Consider the following 17,409-nt stretch of genomic DNA (forward strand, 5'->3'; position numbering starts at 1 on the left):
GTCTTTTATATTTTTTGGACAAATAACTGAACCTTGGCATTGTTGGAGGAAACCAAAAATCCAATGTTCTGCTTTAATCTGATTAGTTTGATGTCTCTGATATTTCCTCTCAATCCCTTTTCGGTCAGTGGAAAATTATAATAATGACATTGATGTGCCGGATCTAATTTTACCATACCGCCAATTCCCGCATCCGCTCGTGTGGTTTCAATTTCGCTATCCATAAAATTACCAGCAAATAAAATTTCTTCCAATCCGTCCTGATCCCAATCCATTGCCAATAGGGAGGTCGTTGCAGACATTTGAGCTTGTGGTGGCAAATGAACCATTTTGAAGTCTCTTCCGGTATTAAAAAAAATAACCGACCCAAATATTTTTGCATTCAAGTGAAGTCCGGATGATTTTCCCTCTGACAATATATCATCCAGAGATGCTTCAGAGAACAACCGGTAGGTAGGGAATTTTTCTTTAATGAAGGGCAGCTGTTCCGATGCACACTGTCTTCCGCGGACGGGCACCAATTTGTTTTCATTGTGCTTGGCCAACAAAATGTCATAAGTTCCGTTCTGATCAAAATCGTCGCAGAAAACTTCCAATGGATGATCTTTGTCCGGTTGAAACTTATAGTTTTGGCCCATATTCCCGGCAACCAAATCGATGTTTCCGTCCCGATCCAAATCAGAGGCAGAAAGCGATTGCCACCAACCTTCTGTATTCTGCAATCCCGGGAATTGGGAAGAAATGTCTTCCATCTTATCATTCTTCCATTTATAAATGGTGACAGGCATCCATTCGCCCACCAGAATCAGTTCTTGTTTTTGATCTTTATCGATATCTGCACAAACAGCCGCTGTGATCATTCCGGGATTTAAATTTGGCAATGCTTTACTGAGGTCGGTAAATTGAGCCTTGCCATCATTTCTCAACAAATAAGACCTTGGTGCAAATGGATATTGATTTGGCTTGCTTCGTCCTCCCCTGAAAATATCCAAATCTCCATCTCCGTCAAAATCGAAAATGGCAATATCTGATCCGGATGAAGCAATGGCTGGTAAATGCTTGTTTGCTTTTACAAAATTGCCTCTGCCATCATTCAGATACAATCTGTCCTGATAGCTTGCACCTTCTTCCAGATCATTTCCACCGGACACCACATATAAGTCGAGATCTCCATCACCATCAGCATCAAAAAAAGCAGAACCTACATCTTCAAATTTTGCGTCCTGCCAAATAAATTTTTGTTGGCTTACGAAGAATTTACCCTCCCCGTTTTGAAAATAAACCTGGGCCTTCTGGTTGCGTGCGGCACCTACAAAGAAATCTTCCAATCCGTCCTTGTTGATATCTGCTATGGCAAGACATGGACCCAATCTACTCAATCTATGGGGTAGCAGAATTTGCTTCTGATAATCATTGAATAAATTTTCTTGATGGATAAAAGGAGGGCTGATCAATTGATCGGTTTGATCCGTGAAAAGACTTTTGGTGGTTACCCTACTTTGGCTTGAGATTGCATCTGAATATTTTGCAATAAACAATTGACCGATCGCTGGCTTGTGATAAACTGCTTTTTTGCCATCCTGCCATATCACTTCGACGGAATCCACAGAGTTTCTTTTTCCCAATCCAAAGAATAAATCAGACTGTGAGCTAGACAAGTATCCTCTAGATACGCGAAGCCTTGCGGTCTGTTTTGTTGTATCTGTATAAACATGACAAGTCGTACCAATCCCCATGAGGTTTGATGCGCTTCCGATCAATCGGACCTGGAAACTCCGATTGGTGTTTTGGTTGTTCCGATAGATGAAGGCCTCCTCATCTATATTACTGATCACCAAATCGAGATCACCATCTCCATCCAAATCCGCAACAGCAGCACCATTGGAATAACTGGGTTCAGAGATTCCCCATTCAGTCATTTTTTTATCAAAATTAAAATGGCCCTTATTTTGAAAAACAAAATTGGCCAATTTTACAGCTGGATAAAATTCATAAAGATTTTGGGGCCCGTCGAGACGAATCGCATCACCACCAGATCTTTTAGTTAAGTTCTTTACTTTTTCTTCTCCATCCCGATCGTAAACATCCATTCTGAAACCATTGCTTACGAATATATCTTTAAGGCCATCCAAATCGAAATCAGAAATGAGGGCGGCCCAGGACCAATCGGTTTTGTCCACACCAATCATTTGTGATATGTCACCAAACGCTCCATTGCCATAATTATACTGCAAGGTGTTGTGCATGTATTGTCGATGAAATCCAAAATAATCCAAACTATCCATAAATGGAATATCCATAACAGGCATCGAAGTTTTGCTTCTTTTATAATCGGCAGGACGCATTTCAGCAACAAACAGCTCTTCATGTCCATCGTTGTCAATATCACCCCAATCCGCACCCATGCTGTAAAAAGAAACATGTGGAAAATACTCTTTAACGGACTCCTTGAATGTACCATCTTTTTGATTGATGTACAAGTAATCGTTTTCAATAAAATCATTGCTGACAAAAATATCATCGTATCCATCCCCGTTGACATCTGCATTCATCACAGCAAGACCGTATGAATAACAGGGAAATATTCCTGAAAATGCAGTCACGTTGGTAAATTTCTGATTGCCATCATTGCGATACAACTGGTGGGTCACCAATCGCAAATCGTCCGAATAGGTCTGATTCTTAAATTTAACGATATCCTGAATCCCGATCAACCATCTGTCTGGTCTGTTGGCAACAAATAAATCCAGATCGTTGTCATTGTCCATATCAAAAAAAAGAGCTGTCATCGAATATCCTGGATCCGCTATCCCATACTTTTCTGCTTCTTCCTTGAAGCTGAGATTCTTTTGGTTGATAAATAACAAATTCTTGTTGTTACCCCCTTTTTCGGTATAGGCAGCCTGGCAAACATAAATATCCGGATAACCATCATTGTTGATGTCAACAATGCTCACTCCTGTATGCCAACCTTTATAGGGCAATATTCCAGCAGAACTGGTGATGTCCTCAAACTGAAAATTACCTTTGTTAATATAAATTCTATCGTGAACCTGATTGCCGGTAAAATATAAATCCTGTAATCCATCCTGATTAAAATCAGCAACGGCAACACCTCCTCCGTTGAAAATATAATTAAAGTTGAGAATGTATTCCTGATTCGTTTGGGTAATTTTGTTGTTAAAAATCACACCTGTTTCAGAAGGCTTTAATAGCGAAAATAGTTTTGCAGATTTCTCATTCTGATTAGGCAAATCCTTCTGATCGGAACATTGAATAAACAAGCTACTTCCAATTAATACAAAATAATAAGCTATATCAAGTCTCATGTTTAAATAGTATGATTTAATGGACGGATCTTTCTGCTCTAATTTTTAATATCATACACCCTGAGTTGATCATCGTTGGAGGAAACCAATAATTTTTTACCGGATGCAGTTTGAATCAGCTTTATATCCTTGACATCGTAGGGTAGAAACAATCCAGACTGCAGCACACTTAATGCAGAATATCCCTGCGTTTTGTTTAAAATCAGGTTGCCCACGCCTGCATCTGCTCTGGTCGTTTCTATTTCCGGATGAAAATAATTACCCGCCAGTAAAATGTCCTTTTTACCATCCTTGTCAAAATCATTTACCAGGATAGATTGTGTGGTGCTGATCTGCGCCTGGATGGGAAGAGCATGGATTTTAAATCCCTTACCTTCATTGATAAATACGCAGGTTCTGAATTCTTTGGCCTCCAATTTTATTCCACTTTGAAGACCTTCCCCATAAATTTTTTCGAGATCGGCCTCTGCAAAATCATTGTAATTTGGAAATTTGTTGTTAATAAACGGCATCTGTTCCTGACTGCATTGCTTTCCCCTTACAGGAACTTTGATGTCTCCATTGTATTTTGCCAAAACGATGTCGTAAGTACCCGTACTGTCAAAATCATTGCAATATACCTGGAATGGCTTTTCAGGGGTCGCGTGAAACTTATAATTCAATCCAAGATTAGCACCAATCAGATCCATATCTCCATCGCCATCCAGGTCTTCGGCCACGAGACCATTCCACCAACCCTCTGTATTGTTAAAACCAAGGCTTGTCTGATCCATTTTGGAGAATTTTCCATTTTCAAATCGATAAGCCTGAATAGGCATCCATTCTCCGGCGATGATCAATTCTGAGCTTTTGTCTCCATCAATGTCCGCCCATGTTGCTGCTGTCACCATACCAGGCTTCAGTAATTCGGTTGCCATTTGTTCTGTAACATCGCTAAAAACAGCTTTGCCCTGATTTTGCATCAGATAGGATCTTGGTGGGAATGGATACTGATCAGGAACCAATCTACCTCCCCTGAAGATATCCAAATCACCGTCACCATCAAAATCGTGGACAGCGACAACAAATCCCGATGAACTAATTTTTGGTAGTGTGGAAGATTTGGTGAAGTTTCCTTTTCCATCATTCAAATACAATCGATCCTGGTATCCTGGACCTTCTTCAACTTCAGATCCACCGGACACCACGTACAAATCCTGATCTCCATCAGCATCTGCATCAAAAAAAAGTGCACCCAGGTCTTCGAATATTCTATCATTTTCAAGGCTTTTCTGTGCAAGCTGAGTAAAACTTGCATTCTGTGACTGGATATAGATCGCACCGCTTTGCTGACGAGCTCCTCCGATAAAAAAATCTTCCAATCCATCACCGTTGATATCGGCAACTGCGATTTTTGGTCCAATCCTGCTCAAGCGATGGGGCAAGAGGATTTGTTTGCGGTAATCATCGAAAACATTTTCCTGATGTTTGAAAGAGGGTTTGAGTGGATCCGATGAAAACGAAAAAAATACTTCCTTTTTTTCTTCCAATTCGTTGGTTGGATCTTTGGCATTGTTGTAATCAATGGTAATCAGTTTTCCCGTCTTTTGATCTTTAATTTCCTCCACTTTACCATCAGGCCATGTAATTTTAATCAGGTCTATTTTCTTGTGATCAGCTGTGCCAAAATGGATCACAGGTTCACAGGCTGAAAGATATCCTCTGGAGGTACGCATCTCTGCATATTGCATTTGATCGCCTACCATGATCTTTACCTTGACGCCTATCCCTTGTGGGTTCTTTTCTGGTCCCTTGCATTGAATTCTCAAATAACCCATTCCTGAACCGCTGTTTTTAAAAACAAAAGCCGGCTCATCCATATTGTTGACCACCAGATCAAGATTGCCATCATTGTCAAGATCTCCAATTGCAGCACCATGGGATTGACTCGGGTGGTTGAGCCCCCATTCCTTCATCGCTTTTGTAAAAGTCAGATCTCCATTGTTTTTAAAAGCGTAATTGACCGCTTTAAACGAAGGTAGATTGCGCATAATTTCCTCCGTGGATTTATTCTGGTTGTTGTACTTTAGATCATTCATTAATCCTGCATATGCATCTCTGTTATACAGGTCTCTTTTGATGCCATTCGCGACATACAAATCCCGAAAGCCATCGTTGTCCAGGTCACAAATCAAAGACGCCCACGACCAATCGGTGCGATCCACCCCTGCCAATTGGGAAATGTCAGAAAAGTGTCCGTTGCCATGGTTGAGCTGAAGACTATTGTGCATGTATTGTCGATGCATACCAACTGCATCCATCGTATCAAACAGCAAAGGGCTCATCACCGGCATGGAAGTTTTTGATCGCTTGTAATCTTCTGGTCGCATTTCTACGGTGAAAATATCCTCCCAACCATCGTTGTTGATGTCTCCAAAATCTGTTCCCATGGAGTAATAGGGCACATGACCCGTTACTTCCTTGATCATTTCTTTGAATGTACCGTTACCCTGATTTTGATAATAGTAATCGTTCTCCACAAAGTCATTGGCCACATAAATGTCCTGATCGCCATCCTGATCGAGATCTCCTGTTGTCACACTGAGTCCATAGGCAAAGTTTCTGGTGATACCGGCTTCTTCTGTCACCATGGTGAAGGTATTGTCTCCATTGTTTCGGTAAAGATTATCCCTGCTTAAAATGCTGTTGACCTCTTTGCCTTCCATCACATCTTGAACATTGAGGTAATATTTCTCAGGGCGGTTGGTCACATACAAATCCAGATCGTTGTCATTGTCATAATCAAAAAAACAAGCAGCAATTGAAAATCCAATGTCTGCAATGCCGTATCTGGAAGCCAGCTCTGTAAATGTATTGTCACCGTTGTTGATATACAATAGATTGGCATTGTTTTCCGGATCATTCTTGAATCCGCCGCGGCAAACATAGATGTCGAGGAATCCATCGGCATTGACATCAGCCATGGCCACCCCGCTGCGCCAACCGCTCAAGTTGGCAATTCCGGAAGACTCAGAGATGTCTTCGAATTTAAAATTTCCTTTGTTGAGGTACAATTTGTCTTTGGCCCGATTGGCTGTAAAATAAATGTCCTGTAATCCGTCGTTATTAATATCACCAATGGCTACGCCTGCTCCATTGTACAAGTAGTTAAAATTAAAAATGTGTTCATCCGGTTTTTCAATAATCTTGTTTGAAAATTTGATACCGGACTTTTCAGGATCGATCAGTTGAAAAAGCGGATCCTGGTTTTTTCCTCCTTTCTCAGTGCATTGAAACAATATTAAGCTGGAAGCAATAAGTAAAAAATTATAACGAATGGTCTGCATGTTCATTTATTTTTCTTTGAGGAGAATTTTTAAGGGGCCATTGTTGGATGTTGCAATTAATCCCAGTTTCTGACCTATTTTAATTTCTTTCATATCTTTAACATCCGTCTTGAGGAAAACACCGCTCTGCTGAATGGACAAGGGTGCAAATTGATGGTCCCTTGACAACAAAACCAAACCTGCAGAAGCATCCGCAGGAGTAGTCTCCACTTCAGTCTTAAAAAGATTTCCACACAAGACCAGATCTTTCGAACTGTCGCCGTCAAGATCACCGGAGAAAATGCCGTGTACGGCTGAAAATTGCGTCTCAACGGGAAGGATTGTTTTCTCAAATGTTCCACCCCGATTCCATAAAACAAGGCTTCTAAATTCCTTTGCTTGCAAATGCAGGGCTTTTTCCAATCCTTCTCCATAAATATCTTTCAAATTTGCATTAGCAAACTGGCTGTAGCTTGGAAATTTTGTTTTAATGAATGGCATTTGCTCCTGACTGCATTGCTTACCCCTGACAGGCATCTCAAAATCACCCACATATTTTGCAAGTACAATATCGTAGGTTTTATTCTGGTCAAAATCATTTGCATAAATTGAAAAAGGTTTTTCAGGAGAGGCATGAAACTTAAAATTTTCTCCGATGTTGCCACACACCAAATCTGATTTTCCATCCTTGTTAAGGTCGGTCAAATGCAAGCTCCACCACCAGCCTTCTGTATCTTGTAAACCGTACTTGGCTTGATCTGCTTTTGTCAAAGTCTGACCATTGTTTTCCCATACCTGGATGCTCATCCACTCTCCTGCTACCACAAGATCTGTTTTCTGGTCAGAGTTGACATCCAATGCCACTGCAGAGGTAATCATTCCACTGTATCTGAGGTCACCAAGTATGGATTTGGACTGATCTGAAAATATTCCATTTCCTTCATTTCGAAAAAAATAAGACTCAGGAGCGGAAGGATATTTCAAATGCACCAATCTGCCGGGCCTGAACAGATCCATATCTCCATCATTTTCGTAATCCATCAAAACCACAGCTGATCCACTGGATCTCGTGGCGGGAATATTTTTCAGCGCTTTTTTAAATTGTCCCTTGCCATCATTCAGATAAAGTCTATCCTGATAGAAAATGCCTTCTGCTGCTTCGCTGCCACCGGAAACCACGTACAAATCCAAATCATTGTCACCATCTGCATCGAATAAAACGGAGCCCATATCTTCAAAAGCTTTATCCGTGTCAAATGCTTTTTGGTGGGATTTTTGAAAGCGGTTTGAATTGTTTTGCAGATACAAAGCCCCCGCTTGATTTTTTGCACCCCCTACATAAAAATCTTCCAATCCATCTCCATTTACATCTCCTACGGAGACAAACGGACCCAGTTGACTCGTTCTATACGGTAATAAAATCTGCACATCAAAATCTCCGTAAGAATTCTCCTTGTGTTGAAACAAAGGATCCAGAATGTTTTCTGTTACATCAGAAAACATGGGTTTATCGGAATTAAATCTGTCAGAAAAAGGCTTGCTTGAATGGCTATAATCAAAAACTATTTTAGATCCTTTTTTGATCTGTGTGATGGTTTCAGTATTTCCATCTGCCCAGGTAATGGTCACACTATCTGCCAACTTATTGTCCCCCATTCCAAAATGAACCACGGGTTCGCTGCATGACAAATACCCTCTTTGAATTCTCATTTCAGCGGCAGTGGAAATGGATTTTGAAATCATCGAAATGCGGGCACCTATTCCAAGCGGATTTCCGGGAGGTCCTTTGCAGCTGATTCTTATTTGTTGGTCTGGTTGAGGATTTTCATTTCTGTAAATAAAAGCCAGCTGCTCCAGATTGTTGACGACCAAATCCAAATCACCGTCGTTGTCAAGATCAGCAGTTGCAGCGCCATTGGAAAAAGAGGCTTTGTCAAATCCCCATTCATTCATTGCTTTTTGAAAGCGGAGATTTCCTTCATTCCGAAACATATAATTGACAATATTCACCGAAGGAAAAAGAGCAAACAATTCATCCACTGAATTAAATCTGTGGTTGTTTTTAACCAGCGAATCGATCATTGCATCTCCATCGCGATCATTCATATCGCGCTTGTATCCATTGGTCACATAAATATCCCTCAAACCATCGTGGTCAAAATCGGCCATGATGGGTGCCCAGGACCAATCTGTTTTGTCGAGTCCGGAGAGCTGAGAGATTTCTGAAAAATAGCCAGAACCCCGATTCAAAAACATGGCATTGTGCATAAACTGAACATGAATATCCATCATGGCCATGGTGTCGTATACGGGAGGATTCATCGCCGGCATGGAAGTCTTGCTTCTTATATAATCTTCCGGTCTCATTTCCAAAACAAAGAGATCTTCCAATCCATCATTGTTGATGTCGGCCATATCAGCACCCATGGACAGCAGGGTCGTATGATTGGCAAACTCTTTTATTTTTTCTTTGAAAGTGCCGTTTTTTTGATTCTCATAATAAAAATCCGGCCATCTGAAATCATTGCAAACATAGAGATCCTGCCAACCATCCTGATTAAAATCACCGGCAATTACACTAAGTCCATATCCATAGGTTGAACTTATACCGGCCGCAGCAGTCACTTCTGAAAATTTACCATTTCCATCGTTGCGATACAATCTGTGATGGCAGGCATGAATGTTTAGTTTCTTTTCATCTTCAAGCTGCTTGAAAGAATTGTAAAATCTCTCTGGACGATTCGTCACATACAAATCCAGATCATGGTCATTGTCCATGTCAAAGAAAACGGAAGAGATCGAATATCCGGGATCATCGATTCCGTATTCGGCCGCGCTCTCCAGAAAACTCAGATCTCCCTGATTGATAAAAAGTAAATTGGTATTTTCCGATGCAGCCCGGTTGTGATCGCCCCTGCAAATATAGATATCCAAGAGACCATCACCATTGATATCCACGATGCTGATCCCATTTTTCCAACCTTTGAATTTTGCAATACCTGCGTTGACTGAAATGTCTTCAAACTTCATGGCCCCTTTGTTCAGGTATAGTTTATCCGGCACTTGATTGCCTGTAAAATAGAGATCGACCAGACCGTCGTTGTTAAAATCCGCGGTGGCAACTCCTCCTCCATTAAACATATAAGCAGAATAGTATATATTTTCCTCCAGTGTTTCAGTGATCGGGTTGGTAAACCTGACTCCGGTGTGGGCAGGATCCATCAGAGTAAATCCCATACTTTTGGAGGATTTTTTATCATTTTGTCCACAGGAAAAAAAGACTGCAATCAAAAGAAAAAAAGTCCAATTGGATATTGAAAAAGGCATAGCTTTCTTATTGGGCTGCAAAGATATGGAATTAATTCAATCAGCCCGGCAATTGGCTGGTAGCAGAACGCAGAGCAATCTGAAAAAAAAATAGAATAAAAATAAATCGGGGAGCTTGTTTAAAATACTTTTACATTTACAGGGCGAATTTCAGATAAACCACTCATCTCAAGCCGGGACCTTATATCCTGAAATCTGAGTAAGATATTTTATTTTTTAATATAAATACTACTTAGTATGAAACGTTTATCAAATTCCGTGGCAGCAATGCTGATTTTTTGCTGCTTGCTCCTCCCCTCCCAATCGACTTTTGGCCAATGTATCAGCGCACCGACCCAGGTGTGTTTGGAGGATTGTGCAGATGTCTTATACATTGGGCCCAATTCTCCAACTGCGAGTTATGATTGGTCTATCAGCTGTGGGACCATCAGCAATCCGCACGATCAAAATCCCCACATCGCCTGCTTTAATGCTCCGGGTATTTGCACCATCCAGTTGATTACCATTGAAAGAGGCTTTCCTCCCGATACCTGTATTCACCTGGTGGATGTTCTGGCCAAACCTACCGTCAAATTTTATCCGGATGATAGCATATGTGAAGGGGATTGTGCCGACCTGACGCTCGAATTTACCGGCACAGCTCCATTCACTTTCTCGATCAGAGACAACTTAGGTTTAAATACCTACATGACCAACAACCACATCTTTCCTCTGAGGGTATGTCCCGGCAGATCCAACCTATATGAGGTGGTGCGGATAGCGGATCGATACTGTGTAGAAGCGAATCCAAAATCTGCTGTCAATGTCACTGTATTTCCGCCTTTTCAGGCAGCAATCTTGAGACATGGGGATACCCTTTGTGCTTTTCCCGCGGGATTGGATTATACCTGGTTGGGTTGCGGTACTCCCACCCTGTACTCCAAGCAGCAATGTTTTGTTCCTCCGGCTCCTGGTTGTTATATGTTGATTGTTGACAATGGCATCTGTAAGGACACTGTCTTTTACAACTTTGTTTGCACTTTAAGCTGTTCATTTTCTGGTCCAGACACCATTACGGTGGGAGATACAGCCATGTTTCACTATACGGGGAATGGTTCCATACGATCGATATTTACCTGGATTATTGAGCGGGGAGCCGGGCCCAACCTGAGAGATACTTTAAGAGGAGACAGCATCAAAGTCAAATACGATCGACCGGGTTGTTACACGGTCAGACTCATCGTCAGAGATGGTCCCTGTGAAGAAAGCTGTACCAGAACCATCTGTATTGTATCAAGACCTTGCGCATGCACAAATTACAATACCAACTCCGTTAGACCTTCTTCAAAAAATGGAAACAATTGTTGTTTTGAGGTCCATGGAAAAATCCAATCTTATGAATGCTACCAATCCATGCAGCTGATCCTAAACGCTGGAAGTTTTTACAACATCCAATCAAATACCGGGCAGGGTTGGTCTCACCGAACAGCCGGAAACAATAGTTTTTATTTTACACACAGCAGTGGTTATCTACCCACGGGTGATTTCAATTCAGGAAGTTTTTGTGTGCAAGGAGCGGACGAATATACCATCACCGTTTATTATTTCTCGACCAAAAATGGCCGCACCGATACTTGCGCTTATTACTATGCATTTGATTGCAGGGTCAAACCACCACAACCCAACTGCGATGGATTGGTCACTTTTATTGAAAAGCAGCATACGCTGCCTCAATTCTGTTGTTACAACATCCAAACCAACAATCCATTTCCAAATACTTATACCAGAATAGAAGCATTTCTAAGCAATGGTCAGTTTACTTCCGTAACTGCAAACACAGGAAATGGCTTTAATCTGGTCAATCAAACTCTAAACCATTTTACCATTTCTCACAATTCCGGTTTTATTCCAACTGGGGCGATCACTCCTGCATCCTTTTGTGTGAATGCATTGGCCAATCCGATGCAACTCATCGTGAGATATTATTACACCATTCCTCCATCCACAAGAGATTCCTGCAATTTTCAGTTTACTTTTGACTGTCCCTTTGGCCCGGCTCCACCAGATGATTGCTGTGACTCATTAAAATCGGTCAGTCTTGTGAGCATTGGTAATCCGTCTGCTTGTTGTTTTGATTTATTTGCCAATAGTACCAAAGCCAAGTGTTTTTCAAAAATATGTTTAAATACCAACAGCGGCAATTTTTCCAATATACAGGCCAACTCTGGCTGGATCGCACAGTCTTCGGGACCAAATGGAATTTGTTTTGTTCCAACCGGTCAGTTTGTTCCATCCGGCAACATCAATCCCGGTAACTTTTGTGTGACAGGTGCAAACAATCCATTTACAGTTACTGTGGATTTTTATGACAATGCAAATGCTGTATTGCCCAAATGCAAAAAAAGCTTTATCAGGGACTGTCCAAGTCCACCTCCACCATGCAATTGTGATTCGCTTCAGGTAGCCATCAATTCAATTTCTCAAACTGGCGGCATGTGCTGTTACAATGTCAATTATTTTTTGGCGTCCAACCAAAACAAATGTTTTACAGGTATCAAAGTAAGTACCAGCAGCGGTACATTCAGCAACATAACATGTCCTCCGGGATTCCAAAATAGCCTGGTCAACAGCCAAACTTTCAATGTAGTGCACAGTTCCGGACATTTGCCGACCGGATCCAATACTCCCGCTTCATTTTGTGTGAATGGCTCGACATCATACACCATTAAAACAGTCTTCTTTTTTGGATCCGGACCTACCAGAGACAGCTGTGTGATCAGTCAGGCATTTACATGTCCACCTCCGCAGAATAGCTGCAACTGTGATTCTTTGAACAACAATATTGTCTCCACTTCACAATCATCAGGACAATGTTGCTATGACATTGTTTCGACCATTCCTCAAGGAAATTGTTTCACATCCATGCAAGTCAGTACCAGTGCCGGCACTTTTAACGGCATCATGACCGCTGCCGGATTTAATCATTCAGGAGGAAATCAACAATTTACAGTGAGTCACAGCTCTGGAAATCTTCCAATGGGTATTTACACCCCGGTTTCATTTTGTGTCAGTGGGGCAAGTCTTTATACGATTACAGTGAAATATTTTTACAGCCATGCCGGTAAAATAGACAGCTGTTTGTTCACAAAAACTTTTGATTGTCCACCGGCTCCAACTTGTAGTTGTGATTCTTTGCAACACGATTTGCTTCCGATCAGTCAGAATCCAGGATACTGTTGTTATGTATTGAGTTCTACCATTCCTCAATCTGGTTGTTTTAGTGCCATCGGTGTGTCCGTCAACTCCGGAACTTTTATTCAAATATCTCCGGTAGCAGGATGGATGGTATCCGGAGGTAATCAGCATTTTGAACTGACGCATCAATCTGGTCTCATTCCGGCGGGCGTTTATCTTCCGGCCTCCTTTTGTGTAAGCGGAGCGGTTGCTTATACAATAACCGTCAAATATTATTATCAGAACGGAACTCAAACAGACAGCTGTGAATACAGCCACAGCTTTGATTGTCCACCTTCACCCAAGCCTTGTTCCTGCGATTCATTGCTATGTAGTGTAATGCCGGTATCTGCTGCAACCGGAATTTGTTGTTATGATTTGCTGCATGATTTGCCACAGACCCAGTGTTTCACATCTGCATTGATCAGTACCAGCCAAGGTAGTTTCACGAATGTAATGGCGGCCGCGGGATACCAAACAAACACCGGCAATCAAACCATCGCTCTGACCCATCAATCCGGATTTCTTCCTTCTGGCCCTACTGCACCCTTGTCCTATTGCGTGGTTGGTGCCAGCAATTACACCATTTCGGTCATGTATTTTTATTCACAAGGAGGAGTCACAGATACTTGTTTCTTTGATTTTCAATTTGATTGTCCGCAAGCACCACAAGATAGTTCTTGTTTGAGTTCTCCATGCGATACTTCTTTGCGCAGCTGGCAAACAGCCGGGACGGTCAATCTGGTTTATGATCTGGTCGTTTTTGAATGTCAGTTGATAGCTGCTGGAGATTTCAACCAAATCAACAACGTACCGGCCAACAACATCGCCGCCTGGAACGGAAATCAATGGACAGCTCTTGGATCAGGAACTTCCGGACCGATTCGTGCTCTTGCAGTTCATAATGGAAAATTGTATGCCGGAGGAAGTTTTCTTTCTGCGGGTGGCAATCCAAATTCCAACCATATCGCAGAATGGGATGGAAGCAATTGGAGCAATCTCGATGATGGGCTTACTTCCAGTACTGTTCCTGCCACTGTTGGCGCATTGCTAAGCACCCCGGCTGGTTTGGTGGTAGCGGGTGTTTTTGATATGGCCGGAGCAACATCCAATCTCTCTACTCAGCATATTGCCTTGTGGGATGGTTCTGCATGGACTCAGAATTTCAATTCCAATTTTAATGGCCACATTAATTCATTGTATCAAAGTGGCAATGAGCTGTACGCGGGAGGATTTTTCAGTGTTCCTCACAACAGTATCTCAAGATGGGATGGTACCAGTTGGAATGCATTGGCAGGTGGTGTTAATACAAACATATTATTTCCCACAGTTGGGGTGAAAACCATTTTGAATTACAATGGAGCAATGAGAGTAGGAGGATCATTCTCGGATGCGGACAACATACCCAATACCCAAAATGTCGCATCATGGAATGGCAGTGCATGGACTTCGCTAACTGGAGGAGACATTGCTCAGGTATTTGGATTGTTTGATTTCAAAATTTATGAAAACAAATTATTTGCTGGAGGAAGATTCAATGCAGCAGGTGGTAATCCGATGAATTCAGTGGCTGCATGGGACGGAACAAACTGGATCAGCACAGGACATCCATACCAGTTGATTCACGCCATAGAGTCTTACGATTCCTGTGGTCTTCAGCCTTGTCAGCTTTATTCTGCCGGAGAAGGATTTGTCAACCGATGGACCTGTCAACCCAACATCATCATAGATTATGAAAGCAACGGGCCATTGGTTTCAATAATTCCCAATCCTGCGAGGGAAAGAATACAGATTGAAATAAATTCCACTCGGAGGGATGCAAACTGGAGCGGTTCCATTTATCAGATGGATGGTAAAAAATGCCTTCAAATTAAAAAAGAAGCTGGTTTAAAACAGGATGTGGATATCAGCGGATTGGCTCCGGGAATTTATGTACTCGAAATTAGATGGAAGGATGATCGGGCTCACATGATCCGATTTGTCAAATTGTAATTCTACCTCACCAAAATCCCTTGTTATTATATCAGACGTCGCACGATAAAATTCGTGCGGCGTTTTTTTTTCGCATTTGGGTAAATTTTGAAATTTTTTCTATCATCAAAGCCAGTACCTTGTCGTACATCAATATTTTTCCAATCAATGATTAATTATCCTGCAAATACATTTCGTATGCAGAATTTCTCTTGCTGATCCAGCGCCGCTGCAAAACATCAAAATTTGTTTCATCGTCTGGAAACTCAATGTATTCTGTTCCTTTGCTGTTTTTGGTATAATAAGGTGTGAGGTCTTTCCCACGAACCATTAAGTCAAAAAGAAACATTCCCTTTTTTTGAAAACTGGCTTCATCCATTTTCCAGGTTCTAAATTTTTCTTCATAAACATGTAATTGACTTTGGTCATCAAGTCCCAACATGATTCCTATCCCCACATATTTTTCATAAATACTGGATGCTGGTCTTTTGATTAATAAATAATATTGGCTTGGTAATTTGGGTGAATGGTAAATAGCAATGAGCCGATGAAGCTTTTGCTGCATTTGATAATGTTTGTCATACACAGAGTCGAATTTGGTGAGATGGTCTGCTTTTTTAGGCATTGGAGCCACATAACGGATGATCTCAGCAAGTATAGAATCCTGGGCTTGCAAATTAAAATACAGATTTGGCTGATAGTCCAATTTTGTGGTCTGATCACAGCTTACTACCACAAACAAAAGGAATCCAAAAGAAAAAATTAAACCATGTTTCATCACTCAAAATTAAATAAAAAAAAATGCTTGCATTTATGCGAAATGCAAGCATTAAAAAAAATTCTAAAATCGATTAATATGCTTTTGCGATAGGATTGAATTCAGCCCAACCATCGGTCCAGTCAACACTGTTGCTAAACGCACCGAGGTAAGGTACATTTTCGAAATATCCATTTCTGTTGGTTTCAGCAAATTTTGCATTGGTAAATTTGGCACCGGTGTTCAAACTTCCAGCCAGCAATTTAAAATCAGGATTAGAAGCATAAGCGGAGCTCACTGTCTTGTTGTAGAAGTTGGCGGGATTGATTCCAAAAGAAGTGTATTGATCTGCAGAAGCAGCACCACTCACTGTGGTGTTTCGAGCTTCCCAATAATTTTTCACGCTATCTAAAACTACACCAGTTCCAGCTGCATAAATTGGATTCCTGGGGGCCAAAAGTACATTGTTCTCGATCACACCTCGTCCAGTCTGATAGTTGGAATAAACGGAGGGTTGATTCATTCTCACACCAATTGGAAATCCGGTAAAAACACTGTTGAAAATAGATAAAGATGTTCTTCTTCTTAAGTCAATGGCGTGACCATAATTGGCTTGGGAAACTGTAGATCCTTCAGCAATGGGTCCCATCACCGTGATATTTGAAAATACACCATTGGTATATGGAGTGACATCATTGTCGTTTGGACCATTGTCCGTCTCAAATGCATTGGACTGTGACTGGTCTGCGAAAGAAGGGTACCTCAAGGCAAGACCAAACTGCACATTACCAGTAAATCCATAGTCCACATCAAAATCATCGTCCCAGGTAGCCTGAGAAATAAGGTATTTTCCATTGACCGCACCGCCAAACCATTCAAATCCATCGTCACCGCCAAAAGCGACCTGAACATACTCCATGGTAGTTCCGCGACCTACTCCTCCCAAAGTGATTGAATTGGTTTCATTGTTTGGAGTCAGTTCAATACCAGCAAATTCAACCCTGACATATTTCAGACAACCTGAGCTTTCACCATCTCTGCTGGCATCATTGGTTGTACCAAAGTTAACTTCCGGAGTGATCCCTTCGATGGCCGGGTTGTTTTGATTGACATTTGCCCTGCCCAGAATCACCAAGCCTCCCCAGTCTCCGCGGTCTCTTGCCATGGCGGGAAGATTGGATGTAAATACAATAGGTTTTTCGCGGGTACCACACGCATTCAGTACTCCCCCTTTGGTCACGACCAAAGTACCTCTGGTGGCTTTGTCACCAAACAATACAGTACCGGGTTCGATGGTCAATACCACACCATCGTTGACAAATACCTGACCCTTGATCAAGTATTTTTTATCTGCACTCAGGGTGCTGGTGGTCAGGTTTCCGGTGAGTTCTACCAGATTCGTATTGGTATCGCCACCATCATCATCGGTCTTTTCACAGGATAACACTACGACTGCCATTGCAGACAGCAAAAAGAAATTATTCAAAAATTTTTTCATGATTAAAGT

Annotated in this window: 6 protein-coding genes; 1 reads left to right on the forward strand and 5 read right to left on the reverse strand. The window is 41.6% G+C overall.

Translation table 11 applies throughout. The annotated features are described in order from the left end of the window. Positions 1-5: 5 nt before the first annotated feature. Genes IPM48_02825 through IPM48_02835 form a run of 3 tightly spaced genes read right to left on the reverse strand, consistent with a single transcriptional unit; the run spans position 6 to position 9,961 of the window. Complete coding sequence (locus IPM48_02825; protein ID MBK9270506.1) at positions 6-3,329, reverse strand: VCBS repeat-containing protein; 3,324 nt, start codon at positions 3,327-3,329, stop codon at positions 6-8. Between the two features lie 38 nt (positions 3,330-3,367). After that, on the reverse strand, positions 3,368-6,661 hold the full coding sequence (locus IPM48_02830; protein ID MBK9270507.1) for a VCBS repeat-containing protein: 3,294 nt from the start codon (positions 6,659-6,661) through the stop codon (positions 3,368-3,370). Continuing rightward, positions 6,662-9,961 carry a VCBS repeat-containing protein gene (locus tag IPM48_02835; GenBank protein ID MBK9270508.1) on the reverse strand — a complete coding sequence of 1,100 codons (3,300 nt, stop codon included), beginning with the start codon at positions 9,959-9,961 and terminating at the stop codon, positions 6,662-6,664. 237 nt (positions 9,962-10,198) lie between these two features. Here IPM48_02835 and IPM48_02840 point away from each other — a divergent pair, with 237 nt between their 5' ends. Next, the gene (locus tag IPM48_02840) at positions 10,199-15,166 is read left to right on the forward strand and encodes a T9SS type A sorting domain-containing protein (GenBank protein MBK9270509.1); all 4,968 of its coding nucleotides are present in this window, start codon (positions 10,199-10,201) and stop codon (positions 15,164-15,166) included. A 151-nt stretch (positions 15,167-15,317) separates the two neighbouring features. On the opposite strand, the gene IPM48_02845 is transcribed toward IPM48_02840, so the two are convergent. Continuing rightward, positions 15,318-15,923 carry a hypothetical protein gene (locus IPM48_02845; GenBank protein MBK9270510.1) on the reverse strand — a complete coding sequence of 202 codons (606 nt, stop codon included), beginning with the start codon at positions 15,921-15,923 and terminating at the stop codon, positions 15,318-15,320. Between the two features lie 73 nt (positions 15,924-15,996). Further along, a complete protein-coding gene (locus IPM48_02850; protein MBK9270511.1) occupies positions 15,997-17,400 on the reverse strand; it encodes a hypothetical protein in 1,404 nt (467 codons plus the stop codon). Positions 17,401-17,409 lie beyond the last annotated feature (9 nt).

The organism is Saprospiraceae bacterium (assembly GCA_016715965.1).
Taxonomy (GTDB): domain Bacteria; phylum Bacteroidota; class Bacteroidia; order Chitinophagales; family Saprospiraceae; genus Vicinibacter.